At 51.6% G+C, this 17,574-nt stretch carries 17 protein-coding genes; 5 read left to right on the top strand and 12 right to left on the bottom strand.

Annotated elements, in window-relative coordinates:
• Positions 1 to 347: 347 nt before the first annotated feature.
• Positions 348 to 2,171: a terpene cyclase/mutase family protein gene (locus JNJ77_11210; GenBank protein ID MBL8823148.1), complete on the top strand. Its 1,824-nt coding sequence runs from the start codon at positions 348 to 350 to the stop codon at positions 2,169 to 2,171.
• 105 nt (positions 2,172 to 2,276) lie between these two features.
• Entirely contained in the window at positions 2,277 to 3,863 is a 1,587-nt protein-coding gene (locus JNJ77_11205) for a PQQ-like beta-propeller repeat protein (protein ID MBL8823147.1), read from the top strand.
• On the opposite strand, the gene JNJ77_11200 is transcribed toward JNJ77_11205, so the two are convergent.
• The 8 genes from JNJ77_11200 to JNJ77_11165 all read right to left on the bottom strand — a co-directional run bounded on the left by JNJ77_11200 (position 3,855) and on the right by JNJ77_11165 (position 9,819).
• Positions 3,855 to 5,180, bottom strand: a complete 1,326-nt coding sequence (locus JNJ77_11200) for an acetyl ornithine aminotransferase family protein (GenBank protein MBL8823146.1) — start codon at positions 5,178 to 5,180, stop codon at positions 3,855 to 3,857. The two genes, JNJ77_11205 and JNJ77_11200, sit on opposite strands and share 9 nt — an antisense overlap.
• Positions 5,181 to 5,257: 77 nt before the next feature.
• Entirely contained in the window at positions 5,258 to 5,947 is a 690-nt protein-coding gene (locus JNJ77_11195) for a methyltransferase domain-containing protein (GenBank protein ID MBL8823145.1), read from the bottom strand.
• Positions 5,948 to 5,995: 48 nt separating this feature from the next.
• On the bottom strand, positions 5,996 to 7,507 hold the full coding sequence (locus tag JNJ77_11190) for an aldehyde dehydrogenase family protein (GenBank protein MBL8823144.1): 1,512 nt from the start codon (positions 7,505 to 7,507) through the stop codon (positions 5,996 to 5,998).
• A 44-nt stretch (positions 7,508 to 7,551) separates the two neighbouring features.
• On the bottom strand, positions 7,552 to 7,905 hold the full coding sequence (locus JNJ77_11185; protein ID MBL8823143.1) for a DUF5615 family PIN-like protein: 354 nt from the start codon (positions 7,903 to 7,905) through the stop codon (positions 7,552 to 7,554).
• Positions 7,902 to 8,129 (bottom strand): DUF433 domain-containing protein, encoded by a 228-nt coding sequence (locus tag JNJ77_11180; protein ID MBL8823142.1) that lies wholly within the window; start codon positions 8,127 to 8,129, stop codon positions 7,902 to 7,904. Before JNJ77_11180 ends, JNJ77_11185 begins: the two co-directional genes overlap by 4 nt.
• Before the next feature lie 105 nt (positions 8,130 to 8,234).
• Positions 8,235 to 8,771: a hypothetical protein gene (locus JNJ77_11175; protein ID MBL8823141.1), complete on the bottom strand. Its 537-nt coding sequence runs from the start codon at positions 8,769 to 8,771 to the stop codon at positions 8,235 to 8,237.
• A gap of 83 nt (positions 8,772 to 8,854) precedes the next feature.
• The gene (locus tag JNJ77_11170; protein MBL8823140.1) at positions 8,855 to 9,451 is read right to left on the bottom strand and encodes a hypothetical protein; all 597 of its coding nucleotides are present in this window, start codon (positions 9,449 to 9,451) and stop codon (positions 8,855 to 8,857) included.
• 116 nt (positions 9,452 to 9,567) lie between these two features.
• Positions 9,568 to 9,819, bottom strand: a complete 252-nt coding sequence (locus tag JNJ77_11165) for a YHS domain-containing protein (GenBank protein MBL8823139.1) — start codon at positions 9,817 to 9,819, stop codon at positions 9,568 to 9,570.
• A 503-nt stretch (positions 9,820 to 10,322) separates the two neighbouring features.
• Between JNJ77_11165 and JNJ77_11160 the strand changes: the two genes are divergently transcribed.
• Together JNJ77_11160 and JNJ77_11155 are read left to right on the top strand one after the other, a co-directional pair.
• Positions 10,323 to 11,039: an rRNA pseudouridine synthase gene (locus JNJ77_11160; protein MBL8823138.1), complete on the top strand. Its 717-nt coding sequence runs from the start codon at positions 10,323 to 10,325 to the stop codon at positions 11,037 to 11,039.
• Positions 11,040 to 11,242: 203 nt separating this feature from the next.
• Entirely contained in the window at positions 11,243 to 12,736 is a 1,494-nt protein-coding gene (locus tag JNJ77_11155; GenBank protein MBL8823137.1) for a DUF1501 domain-containing protein, read from the top strand.
• 92 nt (positions 12,737 to 12,828) lie between these two features.
• Here the strand turns inward: JNJ77_11155 and JNJ77_11150 are convergent, their stop codons facing one another.
• Positions 12,829 to 13,569, bottom strand: a complete 741-nt coding sequence (locus tag JNJ77_11150) for a hypothetical protein (GenBank protein ID MBL8823136.1) — start codon at positions 13,567 to 13,569, stop codon at positions 12,829 to 12,831.
• Between the two features lie 246 nt (positions 13,570 to 13,815).
• Between JNJ77_11150 and JNJ77_11145 the strand changes: the two genes are divergently transcribed.
• Positions 13,816 to 14,475, top strand: a complete 660-nt coding sequence (locus JNJ77_11145; protein ID MBL8823135.1) for a DUF1080 domain-containing protein — start codon at positions 13,816 to 13,818, stop codon at positions 14,473 to 14,475.
• 3 nt (positions 14,476 to 14,478) lie between these two features.
• On the opposite strand, the gene JNJ77_11140 is transcribed toward JNJ77_11145, so the two are convergent.
• The 3 genes from JNJ77_11140 to JNJ77_11130 all read right to left on the bottom strand — a co-directional run bounded on the left by JNJ77_11140 (position 14,479) and on the right by JNJ77_11130 (position 17,555).
• Positions 14,479 to 15,750, bottom strand: a complete 1,272-nt coding sequence (locus tag JNJ77_11140) for an acetylxylan esterase (GenBank protein ID MBL8823134.1) — start codon at positions 15,748 to 15,750, stop codon at positions 14,479 to 14,481.
• A gap of 85 nt (positions 15,751 to 15,835) precedes the next feature.
• The gene (locus JNJ77_11135; GenBank protein ID MBL8823133.1) at positions 15,836 to 16,528 is read right to left on the bottom strand and encodes a hypothetical protein; all 693 of its coding nucleotides are present in this window, start codon (positions 16,526 to 16,528) and stop codon (positions 15,836 to 15,838) included.
• 139 nt (positions 16,529 to 16,667) lie between these two features.
• A complete protein-coding gene (locus JNJ77_11130) occupies positions 16,668 to 17,555 on the bottom strand; it encodes a CHAD domain-containing protein (GenBank protein ID MBL8823132.1) in 888 nt (295 codons plus the stop codon).
• Between the last annotated feature and the right edge of the window lie 19 nt (positions 17,556 to 17,574).

The raw sequence follows: 17,574 nt of genomic DNA, 5'->3' as shown, positions 1-17,574 counted from the left end.
GCAAACGCAAGCCACGCACCAAGGAAGCATGTGATCAACTCTGCGGCCAGTGCCTCGACTGGTTCTCGCCTAATGAATGCGCCAACTACCTCCGACATGCAGGATATGCGCCGCAAGAATGGAACTGAAAATGCTCTAGTGGATCAATTACTCCTCCCCTTACCAAGGGGAGGTTGGGTGGGGTTCATAGTTGCGGGGAATTTACCCCCTCCGACTCCCCCTTGGAAAGGGGGAGAGAATGAAATTGATTCGCCGTCAGATCGTGGCTTGCGTTTTGACGCGGAGCAACGATAATGCAGAAAGCAAATGCTGTACATTTTCCCGTGTTTGAACTTTGAGAAACCGGTATGTCCGCAGGAAAAGAGACGAATGTTCGACAAGCTGGTTCTCTCCGCATCACGCTGAGCGAACTGGATCATCGTCCGTTGAGCGTCAAGGATTGGCTACGCGTTCTGCCTGCCATCGTGTTAAGCGTGGTTCTCAATGGCGTCTTCCTGACCGTGCTGATCGTCATGAACCCTGCAGCGGTGCGTGCAGATAACCGGTTGAAGTGGGCACAGCCTGAAGATCAGACTGCGTTGGCCGAGAATGAAGACGAACGGGAAAAATCGACCATCGATATCTTCACGCCAGAGATGGATGCTCCCAAAGATATTGAACGGACGGAAAAGCTGGCATTGCCTACCCTCGATCCCACCATGGAAGAGAAGCCAACCGGGTTGACACAGCCTCCACCAGAGAAAGACCCGATTGGCGGAGCTGGAGCTGGTGAAGATGCAAAACTGAAAGGCGCCAATCTGGCTGGGCCCGAAGGATTGAAAGGTGATCCCATCCTTGCAGAGATGGGAGCACTCGGCAACACAGGAAGCCTCCCTTTGGGTGGTGGCGCGGGCATTAACACCGGCGGTGGTGGAGGCAGCACGACTGGCGGCGGGTTCGGTCTGCGCACTGGTGATCTGACTGCTGTGGCCAAGAGATTGGGCGGATCCGATGAATCGGAGAGTGCTGTGAAATCTGCCTTACACTGGCTACTGATGCATCAGGGGCCGGATGGTCGCTGGTCACTTCACAAGTATCATACGCATGATCGCCGATGCGATTGTCAAACTGCCATGGAAAAAGAGGCCATTGAAGGCAAAGACCCCAAAATACCTCGTTTGAATCCGGATGATGTCGCAGCAACCGCCATGGCGGTATTGCCGTTTCTCGCTGCTGGCCACCATCATCTAGGTCAGAAGCCGGAAAACAAGACAGTTGCCCTGGCTCTACGTTTCCTGCTCAATCGCCAGAAACCTGATGGACAGTTTGAAAGTGAAAGTTTCACGATGTACACTCAGGGGCTGGCAACCATTGCAGTGTGTGAAGCTTACGGAATGTCGCAAGACCCTGCTCTTCGTGATTCTGCCATGCGAGCTATCCGATTCATTGTCACAGCTCAGGATACTCAGCGTGGCGGTTGGCGTTATCAGCCGAACAATGGCTCCGATACGTCGGTTGTGGGTTGGCAGATCATGGCCCTCAAAAGCGCACAGATGTCGAATTTGCCGGTGCCTGCTCAAACGCTGGAGAATGTTTCACGGTGGTTAGACCTAGCTCAGTACAAAGAAAAACGGGCTGATCGCACCCTGTTGAAGTATGCCTATGCAGTGAATCTCGATGATCCTTCGGCTCCCGGCGGTCCAGGAACCACAGCGGCAGGCTTATTGGGTCGGCTTTACCTGGGCTGGGGGCCGCGCAACGCCGAAATGATTCAGGGCTGCGATTACCTCATGGAAACAGGCTTGCCACCGGCTGAATACAAGAAAGGGCAGAATCGAAACATATACACCTACTATTATGCAGCTCAAGTAATGCACCACATGGGCGGGGAATACTGGCAGAAGTGGAACCCTCGCATGCGCGACTATCTCATTCAGTCCATGGAGCGCGAAGGACATCGGGCAGGCAGTTGGGATCCCACGGGGGATACCTGGGGAAGACAGGGCGGACGCATCTACACCACCGCATTATCTGCCTTGACACTCGAAGTCTATTATCGTCATTTGCCTCTTTATCGCAGGGAAAAACTCGATAAGGAAAGCAATGAAGAAATCGCCCGTAAACAGGCTGAAATGCAAAAGCAGGCAGTGCCAGTCAAATCTGAACCCAAATCGCCTGAAACGAAAAAGTGATATTGGTTTTACTCCACAATCTTCCATGGCAGATAAAATCGTTTGCGTCGGGAACAGAATACCTAAAATGAATGCTTTCTAACTTCATTCAACTGGTGCAGTTGCATGTCAAAGCCTCCTGAAACCAGATCGTGGTGGAAGCGTTGGCGTGTTCCCATCATTGTCCTACTGTTCCCTGTGTTCTTCATCATCCTCGAACTGCTCTGGGAACAAAATGACTGGAATCCGGGTATGCTCATGCCAGTCAACATGGCCATGACCATCAGCGTGATGTTGGCGCCTGTCATCATTATCGTCTGGTTTTTCCTTATCGCTCGTTTTTCAAGGCTTACCAGAATCCTGGTATTGCTGTTGCTTCTGCTATTTGCGGGTGCAGCTTTTGCCCTGGTCAGGCTGATTGAATTTGATGGCAAAATGCGGCCGATTGTTTATTTCCGCTGGGATGAACTGCCTCAGGATCATTTGCTTGCCTTACAGGTTGGCCCACTGGAAGTGCCTCTCGATGCATCAGTAGGCAGTGAAGACAGTCCCTATTTTCGCGGCATGTATCACGATGGCACGACGCCAGGCTCGCCAGAGAACAGCGACTGGGCCAGACAGGAACTGCAGAAACTCTGGCAATTTCCCTTAGGTGGAGGTCACGCTGGCATATCTGTCGGTGGCATGATAGCTGTGACGATTGAACAGCGGGACGAATATGAAGTGATTGTTGCCTACGATTCTATGAATGGCAAAGCCCGCTGGGTGCATCAATATCAGTCGAAGTTCCATCACTCTGAACCAATGGGGGGCGATGGGCCACGCACCACGCCTGTCATTTACCAGGGCATGGTGTATGTGCTGGGAGCGCAGGGGCATCTGCATTGTCTGCAGGCCAACACGGGCAAAGTCATGTGGTCGACCAACATTCTCGTCGATGCAGGCGCCCGCAATCTCGAATGGGGCATGTCCGGGTCGCCTCTTGTCCTACAGGATAGAATCTACGTGAACCCGGGGATTGATCCGGAAAAGAATACAGATCGTGCTGTCATCTGCTACGACCGCCTGACCGGCAAACAGATCTGGGCCAGAGGCAACGATGGAGCTGGCTATGCATCACTCATGTATGTCAAGCTGGCAGGGGTGGACCAGTTGCTCCAGTTTGATGCTGCTGGGCTGAAAGGCATTGACCTGAACGATGGCAAACAACTCTGGCTGTATCCCTGGCGGACATCATTTGATATGAATTGCGCTCAGCCCATTGTTACCGGCGAAGATACCGTTTTCCTTTCATCGGAAGTTTCCAATGGTGGAGCTTTGGTGAAAGTCAGCCAGGAAGGCGGTCAGTGGAAAGTGAACGAGCTCTGGAAAACCAAATACATGGGCATCAAGTTCACCAATGCCGTACTGCACGAGGGATACATCTATGGCCTGAGCAACGGCTACCTGACCTGCATCAACGTAAAAACGGGTGAACGAATCTGGAAAGCCCGACAAAGTTATGGCAACGGACAGGTGTTGATTGCTGGTTCGGTGCTGGTCATAACAACTGAACAGGGACAATTGGCTCTCGCGGAAGCCAATCCGGGGCAATTCAATGAGCTGAAGCGCTTGCCTGTCTTTTCAGGCAGAACCTGGAATGTGCCTGCCATCGCACGAGGCCGATTGTATATGCGTAACCATCAGGAAATGGCCTGCATCAAACTATGGTGACACCTTGGACACCACTTCGCCAAGAATCCGCACGGCGGTTTGAATCTGTGCGGAAGTGATGCATAGCGGAGGACAGAGTCGCAAGCCGCTTTCACCGCAGCCCAGAATCAGCAGGCCGTGATCGAAACAGGTGTTTTCGATCTTGTTACGAAGCTCCACATTGTGATGTCCATCTTTCATAACGTCGACAGCAATCATCAGCCCCGGGCCACGCACATTCTGCAGCGTTTGCGGGTGTTTCGCTGCAATCTGATTCAAACCAGCCCGCAGTTCTTCGCCCCGTGCCACCGTGTTGGCCAGGTATTCACGTTCCAGTAGGTCAATGGTTTTCAGAGCAGCCCGGCAGGCAATCGGATTACCACCGAAGGTGCTGGCATGACTGCCCGGAGGCCAACTCATGATGGAATTCCTGGCTACAATCGCGCCAAGAGGTAATCCGCTGGCAATACCTTTAGCCAGGCAGGTGATGTCCGCTTCAACCCCGGCATGCTCCAATGCAAACATTTTACCGGTCCGGCCCATGCCACACTGTATTTCATCAGCCACCATCAGGATGCCATGCTGGTCGCACAGTTTTCTCAGTGATTGAAGAAACGAGGCAGGAGCAGCATGGTAACCACCTTCGCCCTGAATGGGTTCAACAAAAATGGCAGCAACTTCATCAGGTGCTGCTGTTCTTTTGAATACCGTTTGTTCGATCTGCTGGATACAGGCACAACTGCCAACAGAGCAGTTTACTTGACATTGGCGAGGATAATTGACGTGATGAATGTGTGGTACCAGCGGAGCAAAGCGTTTACGATGCACCAGTTTCGATGCCGAAAGCGACATGGAGCCATACGTTCTGCCATGGAATGAGCCAAAAAAGGCAATGACGTTCGGCCTGCCGGTAGAGTGCCTGGCCAGTTTCAAGGCAGCTTCAATGGATTCCGTGCCGCTGTTGGTAAAGAAAACTTTCTTGGGTGATTTGCCTGGTGCCAGTGCTGCGAGCCTTTCTGCCAGCATGATCTGTGGCTCGTAGTAAAAATCAGTTCCCGACATGTGAATGAGCTTGTTCGCCTGATCATTGATAACCTGCACCACTTCCGGATGGCAATGCCCGGTAGAAGTAACCGCAATGCCCGCGGTGCAATCGAGAAACAGGTTGCCATCCACATCTTCGATGACACAGCCGCTGCCTCGCTCCACCACCAGCGGGTAGCCACGGGTGTACGAAGGGGAGACCACCTTGGAATCCCGCTCCAGAAAACTTTTCGCCTTCGGGCCAGGCAACGGCATCTTGAGAGAGGGGACAGTCTGGTTATCGAATTGCCACATGGTAAACCTTTGCAGTAATCGTGTTCTCCCCTCTCCCCTGGTGGGAGAGGGGTTGGGGGTGAGGCGGTATTGTTCCTCTAATTTCTCACCAGAATGGTCAGAATTTCCCGGCTGGTGACATGCCAGCTTTTCAGTTCAAAGCCCATCCCTTTTTGTACTTCCAGAAGCAATTCAAGCCAGGCGCAGGGCGTCCAGACATGTTGTCGAATTCGTTGGGCATGTTGCACGGCCAACAGCATGCGCTGTTCCGGATCATCGCCAGCTCCGTGTTCAATGAAAGTGGCCCACTCTTCCAGATGGCCGGTCCACGAACCGCCGGGGCCATGTACAAAATCTGCAGCCAGGTGCCCCAGCGGTGTGACAGGCCGGTGACGATCCGCCGTCTTGCGTTTGTCGGAAACACTCAAGTAAGCAATGCCTCCCGGACGAAGCACCCGGCGGATGGCATGGAAAGAAGCCAGCACATTACTTGAATATTCAAGCACGCGGCAGGCGATGACGAAGTCCTGTGATTGATCTTCGATGGCTGAAATCGATTCGATGTCAGTGATGCCATCGAGCGGAATCAGCCAATCTGCAAGGTGAGGATAGAGTTCAGCCAGTTCGTTTTCTGAGCATCGGTCGTAGTACTGCACCTGCGTATGTAGTGCAGCAACTGGCCGGGCTAGGGCGCCAATCTCCATGCCCTGACCAGTCAGATACTTGGCAGCTAGCGTGGTACGCGCCGACTTTCTCGTTTTCGTGAACGTTTTTACTTCGGGCGGCATTCTGGTCTCCTTACCGTGAGTTCACCCATCCTTGGGCGAATTGCAGTGTTAACCGACTTCTGCTTTCAAACCCTGAGCCATCTTCACTTCCTCTGCATGATTCACCGTCCAGGCGATCTTGTGGGTCACCGCTTCAGTGAGCGCTGCAGCAGAAGGATGGCCATTGCCACTCTTCTTCACTCCGCCAAATGGTAAATGGACTTCAGCTCCAATGCAAGGCAGATTGACATAGCCCATGCCAAATTCGCATTCCTCTCGGTAATAACGCATTTTGCGGAAATCTTCAGTTATCACCGCCATCGACAGGCCATATTCCACATCGTTGTAAATCCGTACCGCATCGGCATCATCCTTGAAAGGCACCAGAGCCACATGCGGGCCAAACACTTCTTCACGCACGGTACGTTTGCCAGGCACATGCTCCTGCCGATACACAAATGGCGACAGAAAGCAACCATGCCCATGTTCGCTATCTGTCATGCGACCGCCATCCAGCAGAACGGTGGCCTTTTCTTGCTTGGCCAGCTCGTTATAGCTGAGCGTTTTCTTCACTGCAGCTTCATTGATGACAGGTCCGGTGAAATTGGACAAGTCAAGCGGATGGCCAATGTTCAATCGCTTCACCGCGCTGATGTATCGATCTGCAAACTGATCAAAAATCTTTTCATGAACGAGCATGCGGCCTGCGGATACACAGCGCTGCCCACTGGTTTTGAACCCCGCGAGCACCGCACAGGTTACTGCCAGATCGAGCCTTGCATCTTCACAGATGATAACTGCAGATTTGGAACCCATTTCACTGGCGACAATGCGATCATAGAAATCGGCAGAGATCTGCTGAATCTTGTGACCTACTTCGTAACTTCCCGTGAACAGAACAATGTTCACTTCCTTGTTGCGAACAAGAGCTTCGCCCGCCACGCCGTCACCATGCACCAGGTTGATAACGCCTTCAGGGAAACCTGCTTCGAGGAAGAGTTCCACTAATCGCTGACCAATAGCAGGTGTATCTTCGCTGGGTTTGAAAACGGCAGTGTTGCCTTCCAGCAGCGATGGCCCGAGCATCCACAGGGGCACAGCAAACGGGAAGTTCCACGGCGTGATGACCGCAGCCACGCCCCACGGCTTACGCCGCATGAAAGCATCTTTTTCTGGTATTTCGCTGGATATGACATCGCCATTGGGCATGCGGCCCAGGCCGAAAACGTACTGCACCATGTGCAGCCCTTCGATCACTTCAGCCCGGCATTCGTTGAAGATTTTGCCACATTCCCATGCCATCAGTCTAGCGAGGTTGTCTGTCTCACGCTTGATGATCTGTGCCAGGTTGTCGAACAGTTCAGCCCGGTAAACGCGACTTTGGCGACGCCAGTTCGGGTAAGCAGCCCGCGCTGCAGCTACTGCTGCATTAGCTTCCGCAACAGTTGCCTTGGGAAACTGGCCGATAACGACGCGGCTGTCTGCCGGGCTGGTGCTTTGAAATGTCTGAGAACCTGAATCCTTGTTCCCACCAATCAGATGATGTCCCTGAAAGGTTGGAGGTGCAACGTGCTGACTCATGAATCACCGGAGAGGAGAATGATTTTGGTCATTCTATGAAAGAGTCAGGGCAGTGGATGCATGCGGATGTTCTTGTACGAAATAACAGAAAAGTGACAGTCCCAGTCATCTCGACTTGAGAAGGTGCTGAGTACAAACTGAGTGGCGAATGCAAGATCACGAAGTTTGATTCGAAACGGAATGACACCAGCCGAGGCATCTTTGCCAGAGCGAAATGTTAGTTCTCCAAAGTCCTTATCGAAAGTCAGCAGAACTCTCGTTTCTTTGACTGACCATTGCAGTATTTCTTCATCAGCAATACCCGGTGCATCGGAACGTACCCAGCGAATGTCGTAACCAGAAGCAGCCAAGGCTTCTACGATGACTCTTGGAAAGTTCTCATTGGCGAGCAGTTTCATACTGATGCCGGTATTGGATAGATACGTTCCTGATTCAGAACCTGATGAGCATATTCCAGACAGGCTAAAATGTGTTCGCGGTGTATTCCGGGATAGTTGTCTTCAATCTGTTCGAATGACCAACCCTGAGCAAGCAAATCAACAATGAACTCAACAGCCAATCGAGTGCCTCGAATGATTGGCTTGCCAGATAGAATCTTTGGATCAATGACTATGTGTTCCATATCATCACCTCGTTGTTGGAAATTATACCTAATAACTTCTTCTTCGCCATGCTATCGGCACGGAACTTCACCCGCTCGCCATCTGCACGTATTCATCTCTTTAGCTCAATTGGGTTTCAGCACAACCGTCTCAAGCTCGATTTTCTCATCGGAGTTCCAACTTTTGAATCGTACGTGGAGTTGGATTGTCGGGTATTGACCAGATTCAAGCTTTTTAGAATACAGGAAAACTGAACCCGCGTATCCCCCATCGAAATAGTCTAGTTCGATTGCTCCATCCTCGTATCGTGGCACTCGAAGGCATAGTCGGTTCCAGCCAAGCTTCGTTCGCTTAGAGAACCACACGCGGTAATCGTCATCTTCAAACGCTTCTTCAATCCAGTCTTCACCCAGACGGTAGGTCTTTCCGCCGGATTGAAAAGTATTCGGCTGAACCGTGACATCGCGAACCCAAAACCCCTCGTTTTTCGCTTGTTCGCGAGAAAAGCATGGTTGCGGATCGCCGGGCTTCTGGATTCTAAAAAAGAAGAGAGCCTTGATCGTGGTCGCTGCTGCACCAACAATTAGAAGGATCAGGAGTGTTCGAAAAAGTTTCCGCAATACGTCCTCACCTTTGTCGACTTTCTTACAAGAAACTGCCACTCGTTGAAACACTTCTCGCGTGACACTGGTCTCCTGACCCCGCCGTTCCGTAGATGGCCCGAGCCGAGCGCGTCGCTGATCTATCAATTCTTGTTTATCATCAGACCTTCTACTTCTGCCTTGCGTTCAGTTTCAGCATCTGAAAGTTTTGCGAAATGCGCACTATAGTTTGAGTTCGATTCTAACAAAGGGAGAGCAGCTACATTCGGAATCTGCACAAAGTTATCTGGGGTAAGCTTGAATTCAAAATAACTCCATTTGATCGATTGATCTTGAGGCACTCCGATCTTGCCTTCACGTATGCACAAAACGAAACTTGTGATTGAGTCATCAATAGGAACGAGAAACTTGGATGACTCGCCTTTATTCGGTGTAATGTGAAACCTTAAGTCGCTGATACTTTTATGAGCTTCAACAACATCTTTCGGAGCATGAAATTCTGAACGTGTAGTCAGAATTGGATATTCGTACTTGTTCTTGTTAACAACAAATATCACTATTTCTAAATCAACAGGTTGAGTTGAAGTCGAATATCTGCATTCGAGTTGTCTGCCCATATTGTAACGGATTAGGTGCTTGAGATTCGTCGGAACTGTCCAGACTTGACGAGGACCGCACCCGATTGCATTGATCCCAAACAAACAAATTAAGGTGATAATAACATGACGTACTTGGAGCATTTTTGCCTCCTAGTCATTTTACATGCCCATCAACCTGCTACCGTGGTTTCCTCAATGTACAGCAACTCGGAGGCAGTATCATTACCAAATTCTCAGGTTATGTAGCAAAGTTACGCTCACTTCTTCTTCGCCTTAAACTCCTTGATATACTTCTCCGGATCATCCTTGAACGCATCCAGGCAGCCAGAACAACAGACGTAATAGGTCTCGCCTTTGTGCATTACTTTGGTGGTGCCCAGCCCGCCGCTGACGACACATTCTGGCCCGCTGGATTTGGCTGCACCTGCCAGCGATTCTCCTTCGCGTGTTGCCCCCACCTGAAACGTCTTGGCATACAACCGGCGATCTTTCGGTTTGGTTTCCAGCATATATTGAAATCGAATATCCCCCACCAGTGATAGCGTCAGCCTGGCATCCTCGGTGCGATTGGCATCGGTTCGTTCCGCCACCAGTTTTCTGCCATTGCTTGTCAGTGTGCCGGTAAATGTCTGCGTTTCACCTTTAGGTGTCTTAATCACGAGATTGAACTTGTCCTCACCCAGTGATCGCAATTCTCCGGAGGCAATATGTTTGCCATCCTTCATCGTGAAGGCCAGCCAGGCATCATCGCCTTTGAACTTCCATGACCAGCTGATTGTTTCTTTCCAGAATCCCTTGCTCGCACTTCTGCTTCCAGAACCGGGTTCCTCGCCGGTAGCTCGCCAGCCGCCAATGAGTTCCTGAAACCCTTTCAAGGCTTCCTTGGCGTTGGCCTTGTCATCAACAGGAGTTACGAACGTTACAGTCAGGAAACAAAGCGTGAGCATGCAGCACCTCCAGCCAATACATTAATATAACACATCCAACCCCGCAACGCCCGCAAAGGCTCTTCATGATCCGTCTCAATAAGTTTATGGCAGATGCAGGTGTCGGTTCCCGCCGTTACTGCGATCAGTTGATTCTGCGGGGACGGGTCGAAATCAACGGCGTGAAAGTCAGTGAACTGGGAACCAAGGTCGATCCCACGCATAAGGTAACCGTCGATGGCAAGCTGCTGAAGCCGCAGAAACATGTTTACTGGGTGGTGAATAAGCCTAAGGGCTATTTGTGTACCAATCACGATCCTGGAGGCCGACCCATTGTGCTGGACCTGATTCCACACGTAGAAGAACGCGTCTATACCGTCGGCCGACTGGATGATGATAGCGAAGGTTTGTTGCTGCTGACGAACGATGGCGACTTGGCACTGAAGCTGACGCATCCCCGTTTTGGCATCACCAAGACCTATGTCGTGCTGGTGGCAGGCATTGCCACCGATGAAGAATTGCAACGGATGACCAAGGGTGTGCGATTGAGTGAGGGCATCGCCAAGGCAATGCGCGTTGAACGGATTGCCAGGCAAGGGAATGCATCCCTTTTGAAAGTCGTTCTTTCCGAAGGTAAGAACCGTGAAATCCGCCGCATGCTTGCCAAGCTCGGGCACAAGGTGATGGAACTACGCCGCGAAGCCATCGGTCCGATCCGAATCGACCGTCTCAAACGAGGCAAGTGCCGCAAGTTGAGCCAGGTAGAATTGGACGGTCTCAAGCGGATGGTAGCGAAGAAGTAAGCTATCAGCTATCAGCTATCAGCTATCAGCTATCAGCTATCAGCTATCAGCTATCAGCTATCAGCTATCAGCTATCAGCTATCAGCTATCAGATGGGTGAGATCAAGCTCTAGGCATTTGTAAATGGTATGTTAGAATATATTTCATTCCCACCGGTTTCTTGATTAGCTGAAAGCTGATAGCTGACGGCTGAAAGCTCTGTAATGAACCTCCCTATCAAAGACTGGATCAACGAATCCACCTTCCACGATTATGTTCGTTCCGAAACCCGTCGGCAGTTCTTTGCCCGCGGTCTGAGCGTGGTAGGCACCGCGGCCCTTGCCAGCCTAATGGGTGTGAAGAGTTTTGCCGGCGAAGGCACCAAGACAGGTATCGGTGCTTCGCTGCCGGAAACACATTTCCCAGCCAAATGCAAGAACATCATCTATCTGCACATGGTCGGCGGTCCGCCACAGATGGACCTCTTCGATTATAAGCCGAAGATGAACGATTTTTATGATAAAGACCTGCCCGATTCGATCCGCCAAGGCCAGCGTCTGACAACCATGACGAGTGGCCAGGCACGTTTTCCCATTGCACCGTCCAAGTACAAGTTTCAACAGTACGGCAAAAGCGGTATGTGGCTGAGTGAATTACTGCCGAATAAAGCCAAGATGGTGGATGACCTCTGTTTCATCCGCAGCATGCACACCGAGGCGATCAACCACGAACCAGCTATCACCTACATTCAGACAGGCAACCAGGTGACGGGCAAGCCCTGCCTGGGCGCCTGGATGTCTTATGGTCTGGGTTCGCTCAATCAGAACCTCCCTACTTTCGTGGTGATGGTGGCCAACCCATCCAATACCGAACAGGTGCAGGCGATCTCAGCCCGTCTGTGGCAATCGGGCTATCTGCCTGGTGAGCATGCTGCTGTTTCATTCCGTTCTGCTGGCGATCCCATTCTTTACATCAACAACCCGCCCGGCGTGCCCAGCGATATTCGCCGCAAGACGCTGGATGGCCTGAAGCAACTTAACGAAATGAATTACAAGCTGGTGGGCGATCCCGAAACGCATACCCGCATTCAGCAGTACGAAATGGCGTTTCGCATGCAGACCAGTGTGCCCGAACTGACTGCCATCAACAAAGAACCCGAATCGACATTCAAACTCTATGGCGACGAAGCCAGGAAACCCGGCTCCTTCGCCAACACAGCCCTGATGGCCCGCAGGCTCGTCGAACGCGGCGTTCGCTTCGTGCAGATTTATCACAACAACTGGGATACGCATGGCAACGTGGCAGGCCGCCTGCCCAGCCAGTGCAAGGATGTTGACCAGGCCTGTTACGGCTTGATCCAGGACCTGAAATCGCGAAGCATGCTCGATAGTACCATGGTCATCTGGGGCGGCGAGTTTGGCAGAACGATTTACTCGCAAGGCCAACTCAGCAAGACCAATTACGGCCGCGATCATCACCCCCGCTGCTTCACCATGTGGATGGCAGGCGGCGGCATGAAGCCCGGCACCGTCTACGGTGAAACCGACGACTTCAGCTACAACATCGTCAAAGACCCGGTCCACATCCGCGACTTCCATGCTACGATTTTGAATCGACTGGGTATTGATCACGAACGCTTCACCTACCGTTTCCAAGGCTTGGATCAGAAACTCACCGGCGTAGAACCGGCGCAGGTGATTAAGGATTTGATTACGTAGTATGCGTTGATCAGCCGCTATCAATGAAAAAACCGCGGTCATGTTGCCATGATCGCGGCTTCTTGGTTGTACTTCTCACCATAGGTTGAACGTTAGGCTACTGCAACACGTCGACGACGCATCCAGTAACCAGCGCCCAAGAGCGGTGCACCCATGCCGAGCAGCACGATGCCTGCAGGGACTGGGACTGCGTTGACAAGTTCATAGTCAAAACTAGTGCTTTTCACGCCTGCACCGTGCGTAATATAGACCACTTGGGTCATTGAGTATAATCCATTGATTGGACCATGTCCATCATTCACGATAGACGAAAACGCTGCATTAGAAAAGGGTCCGTGATGTACGGATGCTTCTGGATTTGTTGTATCAAAAGCAATGTTGCTATCGTTCTTGTAACCCCAGGCTTCAAGGGTTCCATTGGTTGTACCACCGATATTTCCTGTTAGAATTCCGTTTGACGGGAAAGCTGGAAAACCAGTGTAAGTTAATTCAATAAGTAATGTAGCGCCAGTTGATGTTGTAGAAGAAACATTAACCGAATTCAGATCCATTTTTGCAAAGCCAGGTGAAGCTGGGAAAATAGGATCAGAAATACCTGTAGTTACATTTACTAACCAAGGTGATGCCCCTGAACCACCTGTAAGTGTACCACTAAAAGTAATCAATCCAGTTGTTGTGTTTTGTATGTCACCTGCGCCGTTATCCACAACAGTTACGCTATTACCAAGGTTGTCAGTTAATCGCATTTGAAGCAGACCAGCTTCAACTCTTGGGGTTAATAGAGCTCCCATCAAGGCAATGATGCCGAGGGAATAGATGAGCTTCCTAATCATGCTGTCCTCCTGTGGGCGATGTTTTTTCATGAAATGGTTCGAGAAGTTCAACCACAGATTAGTTATCAGGCTTCAACTATCCTTTGTCAAGTTAATTTTTTTTGACAAAGTAGAATTTATGAGCTATGCGTATTTTTCCTATTTTTTCGGTCTTTGCGAAAATTGGGTAATTTGCATCAACCCTTGAATGTTGTTGGATTATTTCAAACGCCAATACGGCTCACAGTAGATCTGTAATATGAACGCATGGCCATACTGTTCTTGATCTGCACGTACCTCTTGGATGATTCGAGCTGGATTCCACTCTTTCCCAACGAGGGCCCGCCTACAGGCTGGATCGTCACTGAGTGGAGTGATGTTGCTAAACCGGCTTCAAAAGATGGGCAGTGGAAGGTTAAAAACGGCGTTCTTTACCCCGGCGAAAAGCGTGGCACCTGGCTGATCAGCGAGAAAGAGTACAGCGACTTCATTCTTGAATTTGAAATCAAGCTCACCGAGCGAGGCAACAGTGGGGTGGCGTTACGCACTCCCTTGAAAGGCGACCCGGCCTTTGATGGGCTGGAACTGCAGATCGCAGACTTACGATACAACACCCAGGCGAAACCATCCGAATTAACAGGTGGACTTTACCGGGCAGTAGCTCCCACACAGCAAGTCTACAAACCTGCTGAATGGAATAGATTCCGCATTGAATTGCGAGGCAACAAACTGAAAGCCACGATTAACGGTGTGCTGGTGCAGGATATCGATCTCAGCCAGCAAACCGAAACGGTCAAGCGGCATGATGGCACCGATGCTCTACCCATCAAAGATCGGCCACGCAAGGGGCATATTGGTTTTCAGCATCTCAGCCGGAACAATGAACCGATAATGATCCGCCATGCCCGCATTCATGAGATCAAATAAACTCTACCGGGGTGCAGCTTTCATCCACTGTTCCCAGTCGTAACTGGTAACATCATGCTTCCCCTGTCGCAGATGATAGCGGATGCTGTTGCCCACCGGTGTCTGTACCGCAGGCCACAGGGCAGTTCCCAGCCCTTTCAAATGAAACAGCTGGAAAACCGGTTCGGCATGAACGCCAGCCAGGAATTCACCTTCGGGATCAGCCCAGGCATCATCACTGGCGCTCGCAATATAAACAAGGCGAGGTGCCATGCAGGCAATCAGCCAGTGCTGATCGAAAGGCAGTTTTTCTTCGTGTCCTGAATACTGATGAAAGTTCTTGCAGTACCAGTGTGGGAACACACGATTCAGATCAGCAGTGCGTTCGCCCTTGAGTCGACGGGCCAGTGCGGCACCACCTTCGCCTGAGTTGTTGCTGATTACCATGGCAAAGCGTTCATCACAAGCCCCAGCCCACAGTGCTGTTTTTCCCAATCGGGAATGACCATGCACATACACTCGCTTGGCATCTACGGTGTGCCAGATTTCGAGTGCATCCATGATGCGAGACAACCCCCAACCCCAGGCGCCTATAGCACCCCAGGCATGATCAGGCAGTTGATCACCCACTTTGCCATCTACAGGAAATAATGACCGGACCCCTGTCTTCCAGCCATCTTTGTGATCCTCCTCCAGGTCGCCATAGTACGCGGTGGCCACGCCAAAGCCCTGGTCAATGATCTGTTCCAAAGGCCAGCGGCTTGCCTGCACCCCTCGATGTGCTTCCGTTGCCCGGTTATTAACGACTCCCTTTTGGCCTGAAGAAGGCATCCATTTGGTGCTCAGGGGAATTCCAGGATCAGGGTGAATGCCATGATTGCCACAGAAATTGAGACCGAGAAAAACAGGGTATTTCTTGTCAGGAGTTGTACCTTGAGGCACTACCAGCATGACATCAATCGTATGTACCTCTCCGCTAGGGGCTTTCAGCTTGATGAGCAACTGCAGCCGCATGGCTTTGCCATTCAGAAAGTTCTTATCAGTCTGAGCAATCCTGATTTCCGAGCGGGCAACACGGCCTGGAGCCATGCCATACATCTGTGTTCGGAACAATTCAAGAATTTCAGGACGCCGCTGCGATTTCCACTGTTCGGCAGTGGTTACTTTTTCACCATTGCGATTGATGAGTGGATCGGGCTGGCCAACAGCCTGGGGGTTCTCTTGGCACACGGTAGTTTGTGATAGAGTCATGGCAAGCACAGCACAAAAGAACAGAGATAAGATGCGAAACACCATGATACAAGACTCCTGCGTTCGCAGGCATCGTATCATGGTGCAAGTGCAAGTTACATCTCAAACTTGGTCAGATACAGTCCGGCAATTACGCTGGCGGGCGTGGGCGGTTGTCGTCACCACGCTCTCTGCTTGAACGTTCACGAGCCGGAGGCGGTGGATCGCGACGGGGACGATCCGGACCACGCTCCATGCTGCGTGCAGGCGGTTGCCCAGGTCGATCAAAGCCGGGCCTGCGTACTTGCGAGGGTGGACCAAAGCCAGGTCGGCTGCGGGGTGCAAAATTATTCCAGCCACGTTCCCAGCCCTGGAAATTGCGACGCGCAGCAAAGTCTCGATTAAACCCGCCACGCCATGGTGTAGGTGATTGCCACCCTTGTCTGAAGTTTTGGCCACGCCCCCAGCCTCGGCCAGGCCCCCAGGGGTTGCCTCTGCCAAACCCTGGCCCCCACGGATTCTGTTGAAACCTGCCATACCCGCGGAACCCCTGGCCGAATCCGCGAGCTTCAGGCCGTGGTACGCCAGGACGACGAACCTGATCATTGCGGGTTTCTGGTCGTGCATCTGGTCGATTCCCAGGCCTGGCATCTGGTCGACGGTCACGCCCGCGAGGTGGAGTCGATTGCCCGCCCTGCAGCTTTTTCAGCTCTGCACGAAGGTCAGCAATCTCCTTCTCCAGTTTTTGCAGTCGGTCGTCAGGATTGCCTCGATCCTGAGCCTGGTCTGGCGTTGCCAGAAGCAGCATGCTCAAAATCGCACCAGTTGTCCACCATTTCCACATGTTTGTTACCTCCCGGTCGATGCCCCCGGTCTTGATGTCGTTAGCGACAAGGCTGCATCTGGAAGGTTTCAACACCGTCTCTGCTCGAGAGTAGTTACGTTCTCATCCATTTCTCTCGATGACTAAAGCCATTCTGAAGTCATGACCTGGCGCTCGAGGATTGAGAGAGCCATTGCTGACATGTTTTGTTGATCTGCTTTTCCAATCGTTTCAATTCCACCAAACACCATCTTCGCAATGTTTCCATATATCGGTGCAAACTCCTGCTGGCATTCACCTGATGGGACAAACTCTGCTGCAGAGGTATAAGCCAGCCCAGCAACTGGTTGATATCCCGCTGCCTGCCCAGTGCATCCTGTATAGCGGTCAAATCATTCAGAAGCTTTGCAGCAGGTGAGTTATCCTTGGCTGGATAAACCGTTTGCAGAAGGTATCGCCACCGCTTGGTCGCAAGGCGAAATTCGTGCAGCGATTCAGCAGATAAGGACTTTCCCGAAATCTGACAGGGAAGACTCTGCTGATGCAGCCAGCGTTGATGCCGCTTCTTCCAGGTAGATGTGGTGGCAGTTTGGTAAGCGCTCTTACCCTGTTCCTGCAACTCTTTGAATGCACGAAAGTAGCGTTCTGCCTTGCTGCGTACCTGGTTGATTACCTTCTGGTAATGGCAATGCCAATCATGTAAAAGTGCAGCGGTGAGTTCCGAATCTGGTTTGCGGGTATGTTCCTGCAGCAAGGCCAGGCGAATATCCGCATCGCGCAGCTTGCTGAACTTTCTGCGCAATGAACGAAGAACTCGAAGTGCTTTGTCGGGAACCGTTGATGGGTTGATGAGCTTCAGCACCGACCACGCAGCGGCGCACTTGCGGGATAATATGCGCAGCTGATGTACCCGCTCAGGCTGATAAGTATTGCCAGCCAGCAATGATCTGAGCAGTGTTCCCATTTGCTGAGCATGCCGTACGGCCAGCCTGGCAACAGCAGGGAAGATGTTTTTGGAAACAGTGGGGAGTGGCGAGGCCTTTTTCATGACATTATTGTCATGGATA

Source organism: Planctomycetia bacterium (assembly GCA_016795155.1).
Lineage (GTDB): Bacteria > Planctomycetota > Planctomycetia > Gemmatales > HRBIN36 > JAEUIE01.
Note: the sequence above shows the minus strand (reverse complement) of the source record. Positions and strands in the feature narration are given on the sequence as shown.